Here is an 18,827-nt window from a genome sequence, read left to right on the forward strand (position 1 = left end):
GGATTTTAAGCCTAAAACATGCCGTCGGTATTGCGCCGATACGGGCCTTTATAGCCCTCATCGGTCTTTCGGCGGCGATCCGGCCCGAAATAGGTCGAGCAGCGGATAAACGGGCGCGGGCGCATGATGATGGTGTCGATACGGCCCAACAGCGCGCGCGCCGTCAGCGGCTTGACCACAAATTCATTGACCCCGGCGTCACGGGCTTCCATCACGCGGCTCTTCTCAGAATGACCGGTGATCATCACGACCGGCAGGTAAGGGTTGGGGCTGTCGCTGGAATTACGCAGCATGCGGGTAAATTCAACCCCGTCGATAGGCTGCATGTTGAAATCGACAACGGCGATATCAGCGTCATACTGGCGCAGTATCTCCAGGGCCTCGGCGCCGTCGCGCGCTTCGCGAATGTTACGCAGACCGGTGCCTTTGAGGATGGCCATGACGATTGAGCGCATGTGCTGATTGTCTTCGACCAGCAGAATTTTAAGGGCACTATAATCAGTCATGACACATAAGTCCGTTCTGCCTCAACACGGCAGATGATTTAACTTGAAATCTAAAAGGAGGTACGCGGTACTGATGGGATCGGCACCGTTCATTTTGAAAACTGAAGGATTGGCCCCTGCCTGCGGTTAAGCAAACCTACCTTAAAGATCAAGTGTGGCACACAAATATTGTCGCTGATTGAACAGGGTGGACGCAATATTTCCATGAAATGTGACGCATTTTGCAATAGTATGCGCTCTTGATGGCGAATTTGACGCCAATTGGTCTCAGTCGGTGACCATCAGGCTGGGGTCAAGCGACCGGTCGCGCCATTTGAGTCGCCAGCACAGATGCGGGCCGGTGGAGCGGCCCTTGGCCCCGACGTGGCCGATCAACTGACCTTTCGGGACAAGCTGACCTTTGGCGACAAACAGTTGTGACAGGTGCAGATACATGGAAATCACCCCCTGACCGTGGTCGATCAGTATCAGCCCGCCCTCAAAATGCAGATCGGGTTCGGCCAGCACCACCCGCCCGGTCTGAGGCGCATGCACCGGCGTGCCGACGGGGGCGGCCATGTCATAGCCATAGTGCGGCCGCGACGGGACACCATTTAAGATGCGCTGATTGCCGAAGGTGCCGGACACGCGGTAGATATCAAGCGGCCATGAAAACCCATCCCGGAACCAGTCGGCATCTTCGCGGTGGGCGAAAGCCTCGTTTTTGAGCGCGACCTCCGCCGCGATCCTCTCCAGCAAAGCCGGGTCGCTGGGGGTGACGGTATTTTGCGGCAGGCCATCGACGCGCTGCACGTCATAGGTGGCGGGATAAACGTCGCAGGTCGTCTTTTGGTACTGGCCTGAGACCGGGCCTTTCAGTTCAATCAGGCACTGGGGCGGGCTGTCGCGATCAAAGCCGATGAAAAAGCTGCCGATATCGGAGGCTTTGGTGCGCCATTCGCCGTCAACCCAGACGTCAGCGTGGGGATCGGCCTGGCCTATGGCATAGCCGCCCTGCTTAAAACAACCGCGAAGGTTTAGGGTGCGCGGGATCAGGGGGACCGCATAGGCGGGCCTGGCCGCAAGGCCCATCAGGCCTGCGGCTTTTAACACATGTCTGCGGTTCAGCGCTGGTTCTGGGCTTTCCATCGGGCCGTGGCTTCTTCAGGGCCTGCATAGGCTTCCTGAGCGGTGGGGTTCCAGTAGCGCAGGGCCTCCAGCGGGATGTGCTTGCCCGATACAGCGCAGATGACGAACTTACCGGGCTTCATGACGACATATTCGCCGTCGCCATAGTGCAGAACGGCCTGATCGGGCAGGGGGGAAGGGGTGTGCATATTCATTATCGTAATATAGGCGCAGATGGCGGCTTAAAACAAGCTCCCCTGATCCGAAGATGAAGGTGGTGTGACTTTTTTGGGCGCGGGCTTGGGCAAAGACGTTTGCGGTGGTGCTTCGGTAGTGGCGACCACATCGACAATGCCGTCCTTGAAATGCAGTTCCAGCGCATCATTGGCGTTCACGGCGGCGGCTGACGCGATCAGAGCCCCGTCCTTACGGTGGACGCGGGCAAAACCGAGGTTGAGGGGCCGGTCGGGGTTCAGGCTTTGGCGTAATTGCTCAAGGGATGACAGCCGGTCGCTGCGTTGTTTGAATTGGCGCTGCACGGCGTCATCCATGCGCTGCGCCCATGCGGGCAGACGCGCATGTGACTCAGCAAGCGCCACGCGGCGGGTCAAGGCGGCCAGGGCGCGGGTTGATAATTGCGACACCTGATCGCGTTTTAGCGCCTGCGGACGGGCCAGCAAAGCCGGATTAAACCGACCCGCCACCCGTACAAAGCCGGTTTCATGCAGGTTGAGGTTTTTCAACAGCCCCCCATCCAGGCGATGGGCGATATAATCGAGCCTCTGCTGGGCGGAGTTGATCAGGTCCTGCGGCTTGGGCAGGGCGCGGCTCAACAGCGCCACCCGTTCGCGGCGGGATTCCATATAGCGCCCAAACGTGCCGACGCGGCGGCGCTCCAGATCAAGCAAGAAACCTTTGAGTTCGCTCAACACCGGTGTCGCCATTTCAGCCGCCCCTGTGGGGGTGGGCGCGCGCCGGTCAGACACAAAATCGATCAGGGTGGTGTCGGTTTCATGGCCGACGGCGGAAATGATCGGGATGGGGCAGGCGGCAACGGCCCGCGCCAGAGCTTCGTCATTGAACGGCCACAGATCCTCGACCGAGCCGCCGCCGCGGGCGATGATGATCACGTCAGGTTTGGGGGCTTCGCCGTTCTCGAACCCTTTGAGGGCGCGGATCACCTGACCCGGTGCGGCATCGCCCTGAACCACCACCGGCCAGACGATGACCCGACACGGCCAACGGTCACGGATGCGATGCAGGATATCGCGGATAACCGCACCGGTGGGCGAAGTAATAACGCCGATGGTTTTGGGCGCAAATGGCAACGGTTTTTTCCGCGACGGATCGAACAGGCCTTCCGCGCTGAGTTTGCCTTTAAGCCTTTCAAGCTGGGCCAGCAGCGCGCCCATGCCGGCGGCTTCCAGCGACTCGATGACGATCTGGTACTTGGAAGACGCCGGAAAGGTCGTGATCTTACCGGTCACAATGACCTCAAGCCCCATTTCCGGCTGGGCTTTCAGGCGGCTGACATTGCCTTTCCAGATCACGCCATCAATAGCGGCGCGGTCGTCCTTGAGGGTCAGATAGACATGGCCGGACGAATGGCGCGTGACTTTGGAAATCTCCGCCCGTACCCGCACATGGTCATAGGTGGTCTCTAAGGTGCGTTTCAGCGCGCCGGCCAGTTCGGATACCGAATAGGGGGCAGCGTTCGTGGATTCTGGGGTCGATTCGGTCGGGGGAAGGAGGTCGGTCATGACTCACCTCTTTAGCCGAAGCGACGCTCCGGCTAAAGTGAAGTTTATTGGCCCCAACCCTCATGAAATTTGGTCAGCCCGTACGCAGATGGTGGGAAAATAGTGCCGAAGTACTTTTGTATGTCTATCGATTTATTGTTGAAAGGTCTTAAAATTTCCAAATTAATAATAGCATTTTTCAATTCAAAATTTCCCTCATATATTGATGTAACGGCTAATATGAATGCTTGCGTTGGTGAAATGTAAGAGCGGAAGTATTTTTTGTATGTCTGTGTATCATCATTGGTTTTTTCATTGTAGCTTGAAATTAGCTCTGATGTTGCTGTAATCGTTAAAAAATAATTGTGCAAATCGTCATTAACACTTCCGTAGTTTGTATTGAAAAAATTAGACGTATGAATTATGTCGTTTTGCTCTACGAAATGCTCCACTGGTAAGCCTGCCGCCATTAAAAATGTGAATGCATTCTTACCGTTAATAATGTTGGCTTTAATTCCAGCGGAGCCAAATCTATGATTGGTCGTGTCGCATGAAATTGATTTTTCACAATCATTGAGGTGGGTGATAGCTTGGAAAAAGATCGCCTCAAATTTTTCTCGTTGTAATGCGCTTTTGGTTTCCTTCAATTCATTCCACTGAAGGTAAATCGCAACTAAAATGCCGATCAAACTTAAGCCTGAAAAAAGGGCATTCACGGCCCCAAATTTATCTCCAAACGTGCCACGCAGTATTAGTTTTTCCTCTATGGAGTTAGTCTCGCCTAATGGAACAAGCATCCACTGCGACACACCATACATAGTAGATAACATGATCGAGCATAGGCATCCTATAATCAACCAGAACCAATTTTTACTAAACCACTGGTGGGTTAGTTTTAGGAAATTTGCCATCACATCCTCTAAAGCCATTATGGCGGAGAGTAAGTTGATTCATTTCGCGTCCAAAGGAATCCTTTAATCACCGGAAAACCTGCGTTTTCCGGTGAGTTAGTTAAAACATTGCCCGCACACCCGCCATGATGACGGTTTCCGACTGGTCTTCGCCCAAGCGGCGGGCGATGGCGGCGGTTTCGCCCAGTTTGGTTTCATGCTTCACCTCGATAAAGGGGGCGAAGCGGCGGGTGATCTCATAGCGAGTCTGCAGGCCGATTTCGGCTGAGCTGAAGCCCGCGCCGATATGGGTTTTCAGATCGTCCTGAGCGTGGGCTTCGATTTCGATGAACGGCTGTACGATCCATTTCTGGGTCAGCAGCAGGTCATTTTCCTGCCGCAGACGCGCACTTACCTTGCCGTCATCACGCACAAACAGATGGGCTTCGGTTTCAAAGAAATAGGGCGCAAGACCAGAGGCCCCCGCAGTCAAATAAGCATGAGATTTGGGCTCCATATCCTGCCGGATGCCGACCTGCGCGTCCCAGAAGGTTGAGACATTACGGCTATACAGCGCCCAGACCTCAGCCGTTTCCCATTCGCTTTCATGACGCTCGCCTTCAATCTTATAGGTAAACTTATGGGTATCGCCGCCAACCCGGCCATCGATATCAACATGCTGCCGATCGTCACAGGCGGCAACTTCAGCCACCACCGTGTGAAAGATCATGCCGCCGTGGTGATGCTTATGATCGGTTTCGGCAGCAGCGTCCGACGCCGCCAATATCCCGCAGATTATCAACCATTGACTATTCATGGTGGCCTCCGTGATCGTGGTGGCTGTGATCCATCTCAGGCGCGGCTTTTGCGTTAGGCACATCACGATCGGCCACCAGAACTGTCGTCATCATGCCTGACATCATGTGGTAGAGCAGGTGGCAATGGAACGCCCATTCTCCTTCCTCATCAGCCGTTAGCAGCACCGAATAGGTAGCCCCCGGCGGCACCACGACCGTGTGCTTATTGGGCACTTTGGCGGCCTCCTGACCGTTCTCAAGCTGCATGAACATGCCGTGCAGGTGCATGGGGTGGGTCATCATGGTTTCATTGACGAACCGCAATCGCAGGCGTTCGCCCGCTTTCAGTAGCAACGGACCGTCGCTGTCGGCATAGGTTTTACCATTCAGCGTCCAGATATAGCGCTCCATATTGCCGCCCAGACGCAACTCCAGGGTACGTTCCGGCGCTCTTAAATCAGTCTGTGAGGTTAAGCTTCGTAAATCCTTATAATCCAAAATCTTGGTGCCTTCCGATGCACCGGTTTGAGCCCAGCCGCTGTCGGGCATATCTGACATATCCATATCCGGATCGTCGTGCATCATCATAGCCATGTTCATATCGGTCATGGTCAGGCGGGCACGGGGTCGTTGCGTGGGTATCTCACCCCTCATCCCCTCACGCGGGGCCAGTGCGCCCAGTGCAAAGCCTGTCCGATCAATGGATTCCGCCGCAATCGTATAGGCTTTGTCCTCGGTTGGGGTGACGATGACATCATAGGTTTCGGCCGGGCCCATGCGCATTTCGTCAATATTGACGGGCTCGACATTCTGACCGTCGGCAGCGACCAGTTCCATCTTAAGGCCGGATATGCGCACATCAAACACGGTCATGGCCGAAGCGTTAATCAGGCGCAGGCGTACCCGCTCATTCGGCGTGAACAGACCGGTCCAGTTCTGATCAGGACGCTTGCCATTGACTAAAAACGTATAGCCGGTGACATCGCTCAGATCCGACGGTAACATACGCATTTTGCCCCATTCGGAAGTCGCCTTCCATGCGGCACCTAAACCCTTGTCGCGGGCGCTTTTGACAAACTCACCCACCGTCGGGCGCGCGGTCTGGTAGTAGTCAGCGCTGCTTTTAAGGTTTTTCATGATCTGGCCGGAGGTTTCCGGTGTGAAATCAGATAGTAACACCACATAGTCACGATCGGATGTGACCGGATCAGCGCCTGTGGGCCGGATGACCATAGAGCCATAATGGCCGTCCTGTTCCTGGGTCATGGAATGGGCGTGATACCAGTAGGTGCCGCTCTGACGGATATTAAAGCGATAGGTGAAGGTCTCACCTGGCTTGATGCCGGTAAAACCACCCAATCCTGGCACGCCGTCCATATTGGGTGGCAGCAATAGGCCATGCCAGTGGACGGAGGTATCCTCATCCATGCGATTGGTGACGTGGACGACGGCCTCATCGCCTTCGTCAAAAATAAGCGTCGGGCCGGGAATGGTGCCGTTGACGGTGATTTTTTGGGTCGGCTGACCGGTCACGATGACCGTCTCACGCGCGATGGTGAGATTATATTCGGTGGTCTTGGCCGTGGCGGGCGTCGTCATCAACAGCGCGCACAGGGCCAAAATCCACCGCAGAGATTTGCGGATCATGGTAAAATTCCTGAGGATTTTAATAGAGAACTGGAATGGACTCAGGATTTGGGCGGGGGCTTGATCTGCTCGCGGATGGCTGACAGCAGCCGCTTTGAAAAAGCCTCGTAACGGGTGTTGACGGACGGCGCGGGCATTTTAGTGTCGCTTGATGGGGCCGCTTGGGCAGGCGTTTGGCAATGACTGAGGGCGCACGCGCAGGCTTTGTCGCAGCAGCTATCGTCTGACTCGCTTTTAGGTGCCTTGTGCGATTTTGCGGCCTCTTTTTGTGTCCGATCATGGCAGTCGCTCATGGTCTCAATTTGCGCGGCGGGCGCGGCATGGGCCGAGGGCAGGGTGGTGGCCGCAACCGACACCTGCGCACTGAACAAGAAGATCAGCGGCATGATCAGGCGTAAAAAGGTCTTAAAAGCGGCCATAGCGTCAACATAGTCGCCACTCCCCTAAAAACCAAGCCCAAATCAGCCGACAAACGCCGCGCCCGAACGGCGAGGGTGACATCATAAAAAAATATTTCGGTTGGTCGTGAAATTACAGACTGCCCCCCATATTTCAGGGTGACCTTAGCCCGGAATAATCATAGGTTCCGTCCGTAATAGCCCCAGCATTTAAGAGGTAATCATGTCTGCCGAAGATTCAGGTGCGACCGACAGCGTTATTGATCTGATCGTGCCGCCGCGCGCCAAGGATCTGGGCGGGTTTCAGGTGCGCCGGCTGCTGCCGTTTGCCAGGCGGCGCATGGTCGGGCCGTGGATATTTTTTGATCACATGGGGACGGTTGATTTCGCGCCGGGTGCCGGATCGAACGTCCGGCCGCATCCGCATATCAATCTGGCGACCGTGACCTATCTGTTTGAAGGGGCCATTCTGCACCGCGATTCGGTGGGGTCGGTCGCGACGATCGTGCCAGGCGATATCAATCTTATGGTGGCCGGACGCGGGATCGTCCACTCGGAGCGCGAAGTGCCGGAAACCCTGGATCAGCCGCGCCGGATGCATGGTTTGCAATTGTGGCTGGCCTTACCCGAAGCCGATGAGGAAATTGATCCGGTCTTTTTTCATTATGATAGCGCTGTGCTGCCGAAAACCGAGGTTACCAGCGTGCCGGTGCGCGTCATGATGGGGCAGGCGTTTGGGGTGACTTCGCCCGTCAAGACCTATTCCCCGACCCTGTATGCCGAGGCGGCACTTACCGCCGGTCAAACCCTTGATCTGCCGGAAGGGGTGGACGAGATGGCGGTTTATGTCGCGGCAGGAGTCGTGTCAGTTGACGGCGTTCCGGTCGATGAGTTCCATATGGCCATCCTTAAGCGCGGAACGACGGCAACCCTGACCGCGACGACCGATGCCCGTATCGCCATTATTGGCGGCGAGGGCATGGCGGAGCGCCATATCTACTGGAACTTTATCTCCTCACGGCCGGAGCGGATCGAGCAGGCCAAGGCCGACTGGAAAGCGGGCCGGTTCCCCAAGGTGCCCGGTGACGACATCGAATTTATCCCTCTACCAGAATAGAAAACCATATGACCAAAGTCCGCATATATGAGACCCATGCCAGTACCTACAGTGTCGCCATTGAGGTCGGTGCCCATAGCCTGATCGGTGATGAACCGGCCGATAAGGGCGGGCTGGATCTGGGGCCGTCGCCTTATGATCTTTTGACCTCTGCTTTAGGCGAATGTACGGCCATGACCGTGCGTTGGTATGCCCGCAGTCAGGGCTGGCCGGTCGATCAGATTGAGGTACGTGTCACCCACGAAAAGCGCGGATGGCAGGATGTGTTCACCAAATCCGTGCACATCACCGGCGACCTGTTGAGTGATGATCAGCGGGCCAAGCTGATTGAGGTTGCGTCCAAATGCCCGGTTCAGCGCACCTTGCTGGCGTCGGATACGGCGATCGAGACGGTGTCCGATATCGATGTATCGGCGCAAAATCGGGCCTGATAGCGGGCCAAAATCCCCTATTCAAGTATATACGTAAGCATAGTGGTGGGGGGCCATCTCTATGCCCTAAGTGGCGCGTTTAGACTTCAAATACGTATTTTTACTAAAAATTTACAAATTTTAACTCGTTTTATTTCTAATTTTTAACAGATTCGTCAAAAAATTAACTATCTGAAATTAAACCATAAAATGGCAAAATTAATCATTAATTTACCTTTTGGTGGTGGGTTTAAGTAAAAATTTTGACCGCTATGTTTATTTTTTGCTTTTCATTAGGGTTAATATGCGCTTTATTGCCTCACAGGCGAAAAACGCGCCGGATTCCTCCCTCGGTAGGTGCCGAGACCGGTAACAAGTATAAGAGTTAAACCCATGTATGAGAAAAAAGTCCTGAATGGTTATGTAGTTGGCGGCTATGCTTGCGCCTTTGCATTTAGCCTCGTGGTCTGGGGTCTGCTTTTGTTTCAGGTCACCAAGTTTGACCTGCCGTTTAACGGCGCGTTCAATGCGTCCATGGCTGATGCCAGCGTGAACCTTAGCCATCAGCAGGTTCGCAGCGATATCATTACGCGCGATACGCGTCTGCGCGCCGTACCGTCGGCGGGTTAAGCCGTTTCATTTGTAATTTTTAGGGCTTTACAAACCCGAACCGCTTTTCAATAGTGTCGTCTTTGCGTTGGTTAAGCAGGGGCGTTTCTATGAAAAAACGGGTGTCGGCGGCGAGCTTTAGCTCGTCAGTGAGTTTGGTTCTGGCGGCCTTAGTGGCGCAAACGGCGTCCGCGCAAATCACGTCGCCGCCGCCCTATCAGGCCCCGCCAACTCCCGCCATTCCCGCCGCGCGTGATATTGCCTATCCCGGCACGCTTAAGATCTCCGTCGATGCCACCGATCTGGATCATCGCCGCTGGGTGGTGCGTCAGGTCGTACCGGTCGATAAGGCCGGTGAGATGGTGCTGATGACGCCACTGTGGCTGCCGGGTAAACATTCGGCGCAAAAGTTTTCCGATAAGATCGCCAATGTCCGCTTTAGCGCGGGCGGGCAACCCCTGACCTGGCTGCGTGATCCGGTGGCCGTCAATGCGTTTCGCTTTACAGTGCCGGATGGGGTGACCGAAGTGGTGGCTGACTTTGAATATCTGGCCCCCATGACCCCAACCGCGGGGCGGATCGTTCAGACCGACCTGATGGCCAATTTCCAGTGGGAACTGGCGTCCATGTATCCGGCGGGCTATTTCACCAGCCGCATCCCTGTTCAGTTGAGCCTGAAACTGCCGCAAGGCTGGTCGCACGCCAGCGCTTTGGAGGTCGAGTCCACGGCCGCAGATAATACCGTCACCTTCAAGCCGATATCCTACGACAACTTCATCGATTCGCCGATGTTCGCGGGCAAATATTATAAGCAGTGGGATCTGACGCCGGCGGGCAAAAAGCCGGTGCGCCTCAATGTCTTTGCCGATAAGCCGGACTACCTGGAGGCCAAACCCGAAGCCATCGACCTGCACCGTAAGATGGTGGCCCAGTCGGTTAAGCTGTTTAAATCCGAACACTATGACCACTATGACTTTTTGGTGCATCTGTCGGAAGAGCTGGGCGATATCGGTTTAGAGCATCATCGCTCTTCCGAAAACGGCCACGATATCAAATATTTCACCGACTGGACCAATGGCTATATCGGCCGTGACCTGCTGGCCCATGAGTTTACCCATTCCTGGGATGGCAAGTTCCGGCGTGGGGCCGATCTCTATACCCCCGATTTTCAGGAGCCGATGCGTGGCAGCCTGTTGTGGGTCTACGAAGGCCAAACCCAGTATTGGGGCTATATGCTGACGGCGCGATCGGGCATGTTCACTAAGGAACAAACGCGTGAGGCGATCGCCCTGATCGCCGCTATCTATGATAATTTCAAGGGCACGGAATGGCGCCCGACGGTCGACACCACCAATGATCCGGTGATCTCCAGCCGCGCGCCTAAGAACTGGCTGTCGATGCAGCGCTCTGAGGATTACTATAATGTCGGCCTGCTGATCTGGCTCGATGCCGATACCCTGATCCGCGAAAAGACCGGCAATAAGAAATCGCTCGATGACTTTGCGGGGGCATTTTTTGGCGTTGAAGACGGCTCATGGGTGCCAGAAACCTACGAGTTCAAGGATGTGGTGGCGACCCTCAACAGCGTCTATGCCTATGACTGGGAGACCTTCCTGAAGGACCGGCTCTATAAGCCGATGACGGGCGCGCCGCTAGATGGGCTGGAGCGCGGCGGTTATAAGCTGGTCTATACCTCAACCCCGACCGACTGGATCAAGTCGCGCGAAAAGGTTCAGAAAAACACCGACCTGAGCTATTCGTTAGGGCTTACGCTCAATGCCACAGGCGATATTACCGGGACCCTCTGGGACGGTCCGGCGTTCAAGGCCAGGCTTGGGCAGGGCATGTCGGTGGTGGCGGTGAACGGCGTGGCCTATGAGGCCGATGGCATCAAGGCGGCAATCACAGAGGCCGCCAAACCTGACGCCAAGCCGATCAAACTGCTGATTAAAAAGGGCAAAGTCTATAAAACGGTCACCATTGACTATAAGGGCGGCCTGCGCTATCCGCGCCTTGAGCGCATTGCGGGCAAACCGGCCTATCTCGATGATATTCTGACCGAAAAGAAGTAGTCAGACTACAAACAAAAACGCCATGTAACCGGCATAGGCCGCCAAGAAGCCCAGCGCGATCAGGCGGCCTATCTTGCCAAAGATATAGACACAAAGACCGGCCACTACAGCCACACCCAATGCAATTGGGATATCGACCTGCGTAAAGCGGGCGTCGATAGGGACGGGCGTAATCAGGGCTGTGATTCCTAAGATGCCCAATATATTGAAAATATTGGAGCCGATCAGATTGCCCAGCGCGATATCGCTCTGGCGCTTGAAGGCGGCAATCAGGGTCACGGCCAGTTCGGGCAATGATGTGCCAACCGCCACCAGGGTCAGGCCGATCACCGCTTCGCTGATGCCAAAGTCGCGGGCGATGTTAGTTGCGCCCTTGACCAGGCTGTCGGCGCCCACCACCAGCGCCAGAAGACCCATAGATACCCAGGCCATGGCCATGAATATGCCCATCTCAGGCACGGTGGAATGGATGGCATGCTCCGGTTCAGGGCTACCGCGCTCCAGCACGTAAACCACCACCAGATAGGTGATCAGGCAGCCCAGCATGATCTGGGCATCCAGCCGGTCAATGCCACCGCGATAAGCCAACACCAACAGCCCAATAGTGGCGACGATCATGACCGCCACGTCGCGTTGAATACCGGCACTTTTGCTGCTCATCGGGTAAATCAGGGCACCCAGACCCATAGTCAGCAGGATATTGGCGATGTTGGAGCCGACGACATTGCCGACGACGATATCAGGCGTATCTTTTAGCGCCGCCTGTAGGCTGACCATCAGTTCCGGCATGGAAGTGCCAAAGCCCACCACCGTCAGGCCGATAATCAGATTTGACAGCTTAAGCTTGCGCGCCAAGGCCGTTGCCCCGCGCACCAGTCCTTCGCCGCCGATAAACAGGAAAGTTAAGCCCGCCGCCACCCACAGATAGTCGGTATGCGCGCTAACCCAGCCCAGACCCTGATCGATCACCTTAAGCCCCCATAGTCATTGCAATGGTAATTAAGGTTAATCCGGTTAGCTTGGCAATCAGTAATCGCGCGAATATCTCACGTTGACGGCGGTGCCGCCCGCCGTGCCGGTCTGCGACAGTATGCTCAAACTGCGCGACAGGGCGATTTCCAACTGGGTGGCCATAAAGCCCTTGGTGTCGGTGACAATTTCCACATAGACATTGTTGGTCAGGTATTTGCCCGCCGCCACCGCCGTGCCACGCCCGGCAGTATTGTCTTCACCTACCACGCGCAGACGGTCTATGCCGGTCGCAGCCCGCAGGGTGCCGAGCGGATTGACACCGCCGCCACCGGAGCTGAGTTGATTGAGCGACGCCGCCAGTTGCAGGGCCTGGGTCGCCGAAAGGTTAGTGACACTCTCGCCAAACAGAATCCGCGACAACACCTCATCCTGTGGCAGGGACGGGTCGGATGAGAACGCAATGGACGGTCGCTGGGCTGTGCCGGTGACATTTATCTGCCCGGTGATGTCCTCAACCACCGTAGAGGCGGCGATCTCAATCTCCGGATTGGTCAGTTGCCCGCCTTCAAAGCTGATCACGCCGGTATCGAGCCTGAACTCACGACCGGCGAAATTATAGGTGCCGCGAATAGCATTGAGGTTGCCGAGGATGCGCGGCGCGCGGGTTGTGCCGCCGACAGTGATATTGGCCCGCCATTCCGACTCCAGTCCTAGGCCTGACACAAAAATCTGATTGTCGGCGCGTACCCGCACATCTAATCGCCAGTCTTTGGGTGGTGCTTTTTGACGCGGCGGAGGCCCTGCGGTTGTGATGGCCGGGCGGCGCACACCCTCTAACTCCGTGATTTCCGCAGCCCCTTGGGTGACGATCTTATAGCGCGTTTGCGGCAGGCGCAGATCACCCTTGATCAGGCCGCCGTCAGTGCCATCGGTGATATCGAGCGTACCCGATACAGTTGAAGATATCTGATCCGACGCCGCCAGACGGGCATTGTTAAGCTTGGCGTTCAGTTGCAGCGGGAAGGCATTGTCCGCCGCCAGCGATACCCAGCCGGTAGCCGACACCGTGCCGTCACCAGCGCGTCCATCGAATTTACGGATCTCCAGCCGGTCATTGCTGAATTCACCCTCAAGATTAATGCGGGTGATGCGGGTGCCAAACCCTGAGTGCTCATACGCCAGCCCATTGCCGCGCATGACGCCGCTGAGGCGCGGATCGCGGACTTGACCCGAAATATCGGCGGCTACGGCAATAGTGCCGGACATGCTCTGATCGCCCTGAGCCGCCAGTGAAAACAGCACACTGGCCGGGCCGTTATAGCGGATGCCGCCGGTAATGCCGCCCTGACGCAAGCGTTCGACCCAGGTGCCGCCAGAGGCGGGATCAAGCTGAACCTGCATCCGGCCAATGACGCCGCCCAGCAGGTTCGCGCCGTTCTGGCGGAACACCGCGCGCAGGTCGCCACGCTCAGCGTCAAGCGTGCTGTCAATATTGATATCGACCGGCGTAGATACCGCGGCAATCGAGGAGCGGGTGAAATCATCGATCGTCAAACGGGCGCGCACATCGGGGATGTCATCGCCGTTCTGGGTGTAATCAAGGCTACCCGTCGCGGTGCCGCCAATGCCCGCATCGGGGGCGATCGCATTGATGATGGCCAGATCGAAGCTGTCAAAGCGGGCCTGAGCCTTGATCGTGTCGCCAAACTGTCCGGCCAGTTGCACCTTACCCTGATTGGTCGAAAGGGTAGACGGCAAGAGTTGATAACCAGTGCCGCGTTTGACGATCCGGGCGGGGGCTTCGGTTCTGACATTGATACCGTTAACGACGCCGTTGGCGGCAACCCGGTAAAGTTGCGGCGACAGATCGGCATTGACGGCCAGCCTAAACGGCACGCCGGATGAGCCGTTAAGTACCGCCTGCGCCGTGCCTTGATTATTGCGATAGTTGATTTTAACGCGGCCTTTTTCCACAAAAGTGGCGTTATAGTTGAGGTTCTGCGCCTGAACATCGGCAACGATTTCCGGCTGTTCATAAAGCGCAATGGTCGCGTCAATCAAAGCGCGTCCGACCTGAATATTGTAATCGCCGGGCAGGGCGGCACCATTTGCGCGAGCGCTGATTTTCGCACTCTGTACATCATTGATTTCCATCAGGGACGCTACGCCGGTAATGCCTGAGCCGGTAAGGTTGAGATCGCCGGCGAACTTGCCACCGGGTGTTTGCTGTATAGTCCCTTTGGCGTCGATACCCGCCACACGCGCCTGATTGATGTCGAGGGTCAGCGGGCCTTCGCCTGAGCGGATATCGACATCGGCCAGCAGCGGACCATAGGCGGAGGCGCCTTCGGCCTTGACCTCATAGCCCACTTTGGAGGTGGTAAGGGTCGCGACCACATCGCGCAACTCAAGCCCAAGGCCGGGGCTTGCGGCGGTCAGCACCACTTTCGGGTTGTTGGCCGTGCCCGACACATTGGCGGTGAGGGGGCCATACTGCTTGGATGTGGCCTGCGCCTTGAGGGTAATCCCGCCGCCTTTGAGGGCATATCGGCCCTGAGCCGTTATATTAAAAGACGGCGATGTACCTTTGAAACTATTGAGGATCATGTCGCCATTGGCGGCGGTCGAAAACGCGCCGGATATTTTGGCATTGCCGCCCAGAAAACTTTGCAGACCGTCATTGAACAGCCGCTTTGACTGGATCTGAAATGAGCCCTTAATGCCGAATCCGCCACCTTGACCATTCACGACCGGGCGCTGCACCAGTTCGGCGTCGGTGACGACGCTGACGATCCCTAAGCCTTCAACCCGGTAATCTTTGATGCGGCCCTTGAGCGCGCCCTGATAGATGCCGGTGCCGAAATCCGCCACCAGAAGCGCCGTGCCGTTCAGCTTATCCGAACGGATTTTCATATTGTCGCTTAACAGGCGGTTGTCGCTATAGGCCAGGTCGCCGTCCAGTCGCACATTGGTCAGCAGGCCATCGGCAGCGGCATTGACACCCCAGACGCGCTTAGCACCGCCCTTGACCGGAATGATGATGTGGTCGCCGTCAATGCGCGACCGGCCTTCGATGCGGGCCGCTTCGACGGTGATTTTATTGAATTTCACCCAATCAGCGGACAGGTCGTAATCGATCAGCGGACGTTTGAAATCACCGTCGATCAGGGCTTTCAGGTGGACATTTTTGCCCGACAGGTTTTTGTCAATGGCGGCGGCCTTAGTCAGTTCGGCATCAATATTCAGCTTACCGAAGCGGGCATTTTTCAGGTCGATAATGCCGGCGGCCTTGATATCGAGCGCGTCGGATTTCAGGGCGAGCCTTCCATCGGCCACACGATCTTTGACTTTAGTGGTCAGATCAATATTGACAGCGGGCGTCACCAGCGCTTGCGTCACGCCGCTCAGCAGCAAATCGGGCCGTAGATTGCCCTTCGCGGTAAAGGTGCCGTTGCGACCGTTCAGGGCCACATCGGCCAGACCGTTATCGCCCAGATGCCCCTCAATCCGGCCATCCCACACGTCCCAATTACCGCGACCATTTGCTGTGACGGTCAGGGCCTCATCCAGCCCTATGAGTGCCATGACTGCGCCGCCTTTGGGCGCGATCAGCAGGCCGTCGATAATCAGCCGGTTTTCTTTAGGCGTGGCATCAATCTTCAGCGCCAGCCGATCGGCGCGCGTCGAATTGGCCGCCGTATTGATCCGGATCTGGCCTTTTTTCAGATGGGCATCACCCGATAAGGTCAGGGTTTGCGCACTCCCGGCTACACCCTGCGCCAGGTTAAGGCGCTCCACTGATAACTTACCGATATCCACCTTAAGGTCAGGCAGTTTGAACGGCTCGCTGGTCTTCTTCGGTGTCGGTTTAAACTCAGGGCGGCGGAGGACATCAATCCGCGCCGACGACAATTCTCGGACATCGACATGCTTATTGAGGTAGGCAAACGGCCGCCAGTCGAGCGTCACCGCCGGGCTTTGGGCAAACACGCCCTTAGGGTCGGAGAGTTTGATATCGCGGATAACGGCACGCTTATACAGCGAACCCTCAATGCGCCCGACGCTGATTTTCAGGCCATTATCGAATTTGAGATTATTGACCCGGTCAAGCAGAAAGCCTTTGCCTGCGCCGCTATCCAGCCCCCACACCGCCAGCAACAGCAGGGCGGCCATGAACGCGACGGTGAGCCCCGCGATTTTGGCGATGGTGGCCGTGCGCTTGGGCTTGGCTTTGGGCTCTGGTGAGGTTTCGGGTGTGTTGGTCATCAGAAGGCCTGCCCAATCCCGACATAGAGCGATACGGGTGACTCGCCGTCGCGCCGGCTGATAGGGGTCGCGATATCAATGCGGATCGGCCCGAAATTGGTGTAATAGCGTGCCCCAATACCGATCCCAAAGCGGATATCGTCAAAACCCGGTACCTTGTCCTGATAGACCTGACCGGCGTCGATGAACGGCACGATCCCCAGATTACCGTCGAGGATGTTCTTGAAACGATATCGCGCCTCAAAGGCCATTTCAATCAGGCTTAAGCCTCCGGTCGGCGTGTTGCTGACGTCACGCGGCCCCAGTTCCTGATAGCCAAAACCGCGCACACTACCGCCGCCGCCAGCATAAAAGCGCGTGGTCAGGGGCACATCGACATAGTCACTGCCGACGATGCTGCCGACCCTGAAACGGGCGGCCAGGATCGTCTGATCATTGACTTGGCGGTAGGTTGAGACATCGAACTGGTTTTTGATATTGTTGCCGAACAGGCCGGACAACGAAACCTGCGGTGTTGTCTCAATAGAGGCCCGGAAGCCTTTGGTAGGGTTTAGTAAATCATCAGTCACATCGCGCGCCAGCTTAAGCGGCATATCGGCGGTGTAATAGTTGATCCAGCTATCGCCAAGCATCTTATCCAGCTTTGAGTTCAGCCGAATGGCACTCAATTCAACCCCCGCTGACCAGGTCCAGCGCTTTTGCCAGATGGGGGTCGAGGACCGCGATAGGCTGTAGCCCAGCCGTAAGCCCTGCGCCTCATAGGTATCATAGTCGGAACGCGCCAGTTCGGTTGAAATCAGGCGGGTCAGATCTCGCTTACGGTAATTGGAATGGCGCAGACTTACGCCCAGCGTCTGTTCATTGCTGCCCAGCGTCGTCTCTACAATCAGCGCCCCTTCGGGCGGGCGCCAGTTGCGGTTAATCCAGCTCCCTTTCAACAGCACGCCCTGACCGGTCGAAAAGCCGACATCGGCGGCCAGTTTGCGCGGGCGTCCGGTTTGCTGGCGCACCAGAATATCAACATATTCCGTACCATCAGGGGCCGGGGCATTAGTGCGCACCGGCTCAACTGACACGGCGCGGAACAGGTTGGTGGCCACCAGCGCCTGACGCAGATCATCGACCATGCGGCTGTCGTACAGGTCATCCTCACCAAAGCGAGCAATGGTTTCGATGTGATCAACGCCAAACGCCTGACGACCTTCGGTGGTAAACTTACGTATGCGGGCACGTGGACCAGTCTCGACCGGCAGGGTGTAATCCGCCGTATAGGTGGTGTTATCGAGCAGAATATCGCGTGCGCCCACCTCAGCGAACGGATAGCCGTTTTCCGGCAGTTTCAGGCTGACACTGGCCTCAGCCGCTACTACCCGGTCAGCGATCAGGGTATCGCCGGTTTTCAGCGGCAGGGCGTCGCGGATCAGGTTGGGCGGCGTGGTCGGCCCGGCGGTAATCACAATCTCATCCAGCCGGTACGGGGTGCCGGGAGCTACGGTCAGGGTCGCCCGCACTCGGCCGGGCTGGTTCGGTTCATTTTCCATTGAGGTGACGACGGTGGCGTCATAATAGCCCTCGGCCTTCAGCACCCGCAGGGCCAGCACCTCATCCTGCTTAAGCCGCGCGCGCAGCATGACGGCATTGGCGGCCTTACCCTTGCCTTCTTTTAAGGCGCTGAGATCCCAGAAGGTTTTCTCTAAGTTCAGGTCTTTCAGGCCATTCAGCGTCGTGTCGTAAGCGATTTCAGGCGCTTGCTCATCGGCGGTAGCGACCACTGCGGGCGGCGGGGCCTTGTCAAAATCGGCCAGCGACGGCAGGGGCTCGGTCAAGGCGTCATCGGTCGCGGGCGGAATGTCTGGCAAGGTTTCCGCCACAGTCTCGGTGACTAGATCATCAGTCTCAGCGGTCTGCGGCGGCAGTCCGGGCACCAGCGTGTCCTCATTTGGGGCGTCATCAAGGTCTGGCAGGGCGGATTCGAAATCCTGGTCCGTGATAATCGGGGCATCTGCGGGCGCTATTTCGACCGGCGGCGCACTTTGCGCATAGGTCAGCGGCGCCCAAACCGTGAGGGCGGCAGCCAAGGCAATCGCGCTGGCGCTGACGGTTTTGAGCAAGAGGGCTTCCTGAAAATAAGGCTTAAATGAATCAAGGGGTTCACATGTGATCTCAGGGTATGGGCATGGCGGCTGGGAGGCAAATAAAAATCACATAAACTCAGCTTCATCTCGTCCTGTCGCAGTGCGGGGTAACGCAATTGTTATGTGATTGTGTAAAAACCCAAGCAAAATCATAGGCATAAT

General features: G+C 56.6%; 15 protein-coding genes. 4 read left to right on the forward strand and 11 right to left on the reverse strand.

Annotated elements, in window-relative coordinates; all coding sequences use genetic code 11:
- Nucleotides 1-11 precede the first annotated feature (11 nt).
- The 8 genes from OVA03_RS00955 to OVA03_RS00990 all read right to left on the reverse strand — a co-directional run bounded on the left by OVA03_RS00955 (nt 12) and on the right by OVA03_RS00990 (nt 7,105).
- Complete coding sequence (locus OVA03_RS00955) at nt 12-506, reverse strand: response regulator (RefSeq protein WP_267526365.1); 495 nt, start codon at nt 504-506, stop codon at nt 12-14.
- Nucleotides 507-773: 267 nt separating this feature from the next.
- The gene (locus OVA03_RS00960; RefSeq protein ID WP_267526366.1) at nt 774-1,634 is read right to left on the reverse strand and encodes a M23 family metallopeptidase; all 861 of its coding nucleotides are present in this window, start codon (nt 1,632-1,634) and stop codon (nt 774-776) included.
- Nucleotides 1,610-1,828 carry a DUF2093 domain-containing protein gene (locus OVA03_RS00965; RefSeq protein ID WP_189488301.1) on the reverse strand — a complete coding sequence of 73 codons (219 nt, stop codon included), beginning with the start codon at nt 1,826-1,828 and terminating at the stop codon, nt 1,610-1,612. The genes OVA03_RS00960 and OVA03_RS00965 overlap by 25 nt, the downstream gene beginning before the upstream one ends.
- 27 nt (nt 1,829-1,855) lie before the next feature.
- A complete protein-coding gene (gene xseA, locus OVA03_RS00970) occupies nt 1,856-3,373 on the reverse strand; it encodes an exodeoxyribonuclease VII large subunit (RefSeq protein WP_267526367.1) in 1,518 nt (505 codons plus the stop codon).
- Nucleotides 3,374-3,417: 44 nt separating this feature from the next.
- Nucleotides 3,418-4,182, reverse strand: coding sequence for a hypothetical protein (locus OVA03_RS00975; protein WP_267526368.1), 765 nt, complete (start codon nt 4,180-4,182; stop codon nt 3,418-3,420).
- Between the two features lie 181 nt (nt 4,183-4,363).
- Nucleotides 4,364-5,059 (reverse strand): copper resistance protein B, encoded by a 696-nt coding sequence (locus OVA03_RS00980; RefSeq protein ID WP_267526369.1) that lies wholly within the window; start codon nt 5,057-5,059, stop codon nt 4,364-4,366.
- The gene (locus OVA03_RS00985; protein WP_267526370.1) at nt 5,052-6,686 is read right to left on the reverse strand and encodes a copper resistance system multicopper oxidase; all 1,635 of its coding nucleotides are present in this window, start codon (nt 6,684-6,686) and stop codon (nt 5,052-5,054) included. The genes OVA03_RS00980 and OVA03_RS00985 overlap by 8 nt, the downstream gene beginning before the upstream one ends.
- Before the next feature lie 41 nt (nt 6,687-6,727).
- The gene (locus tag OVA03_RS00990; RefSeq protein WP_267526371.1) at nt 6,728-7,105 is read right to left on the reverse strand and encodes a hypothetical protein; all 378 of its coding nucleotides are present in this window, start codon (nt 7,103-7,105) and stop codon (nt 6,728-6,730) included.
- Nucleotides 7,106-7,307: 202 nt separating this feature from the next.
- On the opposite strand from OVA03_RS00990, the gene OVA03_RS00995 reads away from it, so the two are divergent.
- The 4 genes from OVA03_RS00995 (at nt 7,308) to OVA03_RS01010 (ending at nt 11,292) form a co-directional block, all read left to right on the forward strand.
- The gene (locus OVA03_RS00995; protein ID WP_267526372.1) at nt 7,308-8,201 is read left to right on the forward strand and encodes a pirin family protein; all 894 of its coding nucleotides are present in this window, start codon (nt 7,308-7,310) and stop codon (nt 8,199-8,201) included.
- A gap of 8 nt (nt 8,202-8,209) precedes the next feature.
- Nucleotides 8,210-8,632, forward strand: a complete 423-nt coding sequence (locus OVA03_RS01000; protein ID WP_267526373.1) for an OsmC family protein — start codon at nt 8,210-8,212, stop codon at nt 8,630-8,632.
- Between the two features lie 372 nt (nt 8,633-9,004).
- Nucleotides 9,005-9,241 (forward strand): hypothetical protein, encoded by a 237-nt coding sequence (locus OVA03_RS01005; protein ID WP_267526374.1) that lies wholly within the window; start codon nt 9,005-9,007, stop codon nt 9,239-9,241.
- Between the two features lie 89 nt (nt 9,242-9,330).
- Nucleotides 9,331-11,292: a M61 family metallopeptidase gene (locus OVA03_RS01010; RefSeq protein WP_267526375.1), complete on the forward strand. Its 1,962-nt coding sequence runs from the start codon at nt 9,331-9,333 to the stop codon at nt 11,290-11,292.
- On the opposite strand, the gene OVA03_RS01015 is transcribed toward OVA03_RS01010, so the two are convergent.
- Genes OVA03_RS01015 through OVA03_RS01025 form a run of 3 tightly spaced genes read right to left on the reverse strand, consistent with a single transcriptional unit; the run spans nt 11,293 to nt 18,641 of the window.
- Complete coding sequence (locus OVA03_RS01015) at nt 11,293-12,261, reverse strand: calcium/sodium antiporter (protein WP_267526376.1); 969 nt, start codon at nt 12,259-12,261, stop codon at nt 11,293-11,295. It abuts the gene before it with no gap.
- A 57-nt stretch (nt 12,262-12,318) separates the two neighbouring features.
- Nucleotides 12,319-16,530: a translocation/assembly module TamB domain-containing protein gene (locus OVA03_RS01020; RefSeq protein ID WP_267526377.1), complete on the reverse strand. Its 4,212-nt coding sequence runs from the start codon at nt 16,528-16,530 to the stop codon at nt 12,319-12,321.
- Complete coding sequence (locus OVA03_RS01025; protein WP_267526378.1) at nt 16,530-18,641, reverse strand: autotransporter assembly complex protein TamA; 2,112 nt, start codon at nt 18,639-18,641, stop codon at nt 16,530-16,532. Before OVA03_RS01025 ends, OVA03_RS01020 begins: the two co-directional genes overlap by 1 nt.
- Nucleotides 18,642-18,827 lie beyond the last annotated feature (186 nt).

It is taken from the genome of Asticcacaulis sp. SL142 (genome assembly GCF_026625745.1).
Lineage (GTDB): Bacteria > Pseudomonadota > Alphaproteobacteria > Caulobacterales > Caulobacteraceae > Asticcacaulis.

Excerpts from the sequence above, each read along its gene's own strand:
- OVA03_RS00955 (WP_267526365.1), bottom strand. The coding sequence starts at position 506 with ATGACTGATTATAGTGCCCTTAAAATTCTGCTGGTCGAAGACAATCAG.
- OVA03_RS00960 (WP_267526366.1), bottom strand. The coding sequence starts at position 1,634 with ATGGAAAGCCCAGAACCAGCGCTGAACCGCAGACATGTGTTAAAAGCC.
- OVA03_RS00965 (WP_189488301.1), bottom strand. The coding sequence starts at position 1,828 with ATGAATATGCACACCCCTTCCCCCCTGCCCGATCAGGCCGTTCTGCAC.
- xseA (WP_267526367.1), bottom strand. The coding sequence starts at position 3,373 with ATGACCGACCTCCTTCCCCCGACCGAATCGACCCCAGAATCCACGAAC.
- OVA03_RS00975 (WP_267526368.1), bottom strand. The coding sequence starts at position 4,182 with ATGTTATCTACTATGTATGGTGTGTCGCAGTGGATGCTTGTTCCATTA.
- OVA03_RS00980 (WP_267526369.1), bottom strand. The coding sequence starts at position 5,059 with ATGAATAGTCAATGGTTGATAATCTGCGGGATATTGGCGGCGTCGGAC.
- OVA03_RS00985 (WP_267526370.1), bottom strand. The coding sequence starts at position 6,686 with ATGATCCGCAAATCTCTGCGGTGGATTTTGGCCCTGTGCGCGCTGTTG.
- OVA03_RS00990 (WP_267526371.1), bottom strand. The coding sequence starts at position 7,105 with ATGGCCGCTTTTAAGACCTTTTTACGCCTGATCATGCCGCTGATCTTC.
- OVA03_RS00995 (WP_267526372.1), top strand. The coding sequence starts at position 7,308 with ATGTCTGCCGAAGATTCAGGTGCGACCGACAGCGTTATTGATCTGATC.
- OVA03_RS01000 (WP_267526373.1), top strand. The coding sequence starts at position 8,210 with ATGACCAAAGTCCGCATATATGAGACCCATGCCAGTACCTACAGTGTC.
- OVA03_RS01005 (WP_267526374.1), top strand. The coding sequence starts at position 9,005 with ATGTATGAGAAAAAAGTCCTGAATGGTTATGTAGTTGGCGGCTATGCT.
- OVA03_RS01010 (WP_267526375.1), top strand. The coding sequence starts at position 9,331 with ATGAAAAAACGGGTGTCGGCGGCGAGCTTTAGCTCGTCAGTGAGTTTG.
- OVA03_RS01020 (WP_267526377.1), bottom strand. The coding sequence starts at position 16,530 with ATGACCAACACACCCGAAACCTCACCAGAGCCCAAAGCCAAGCCCAAG.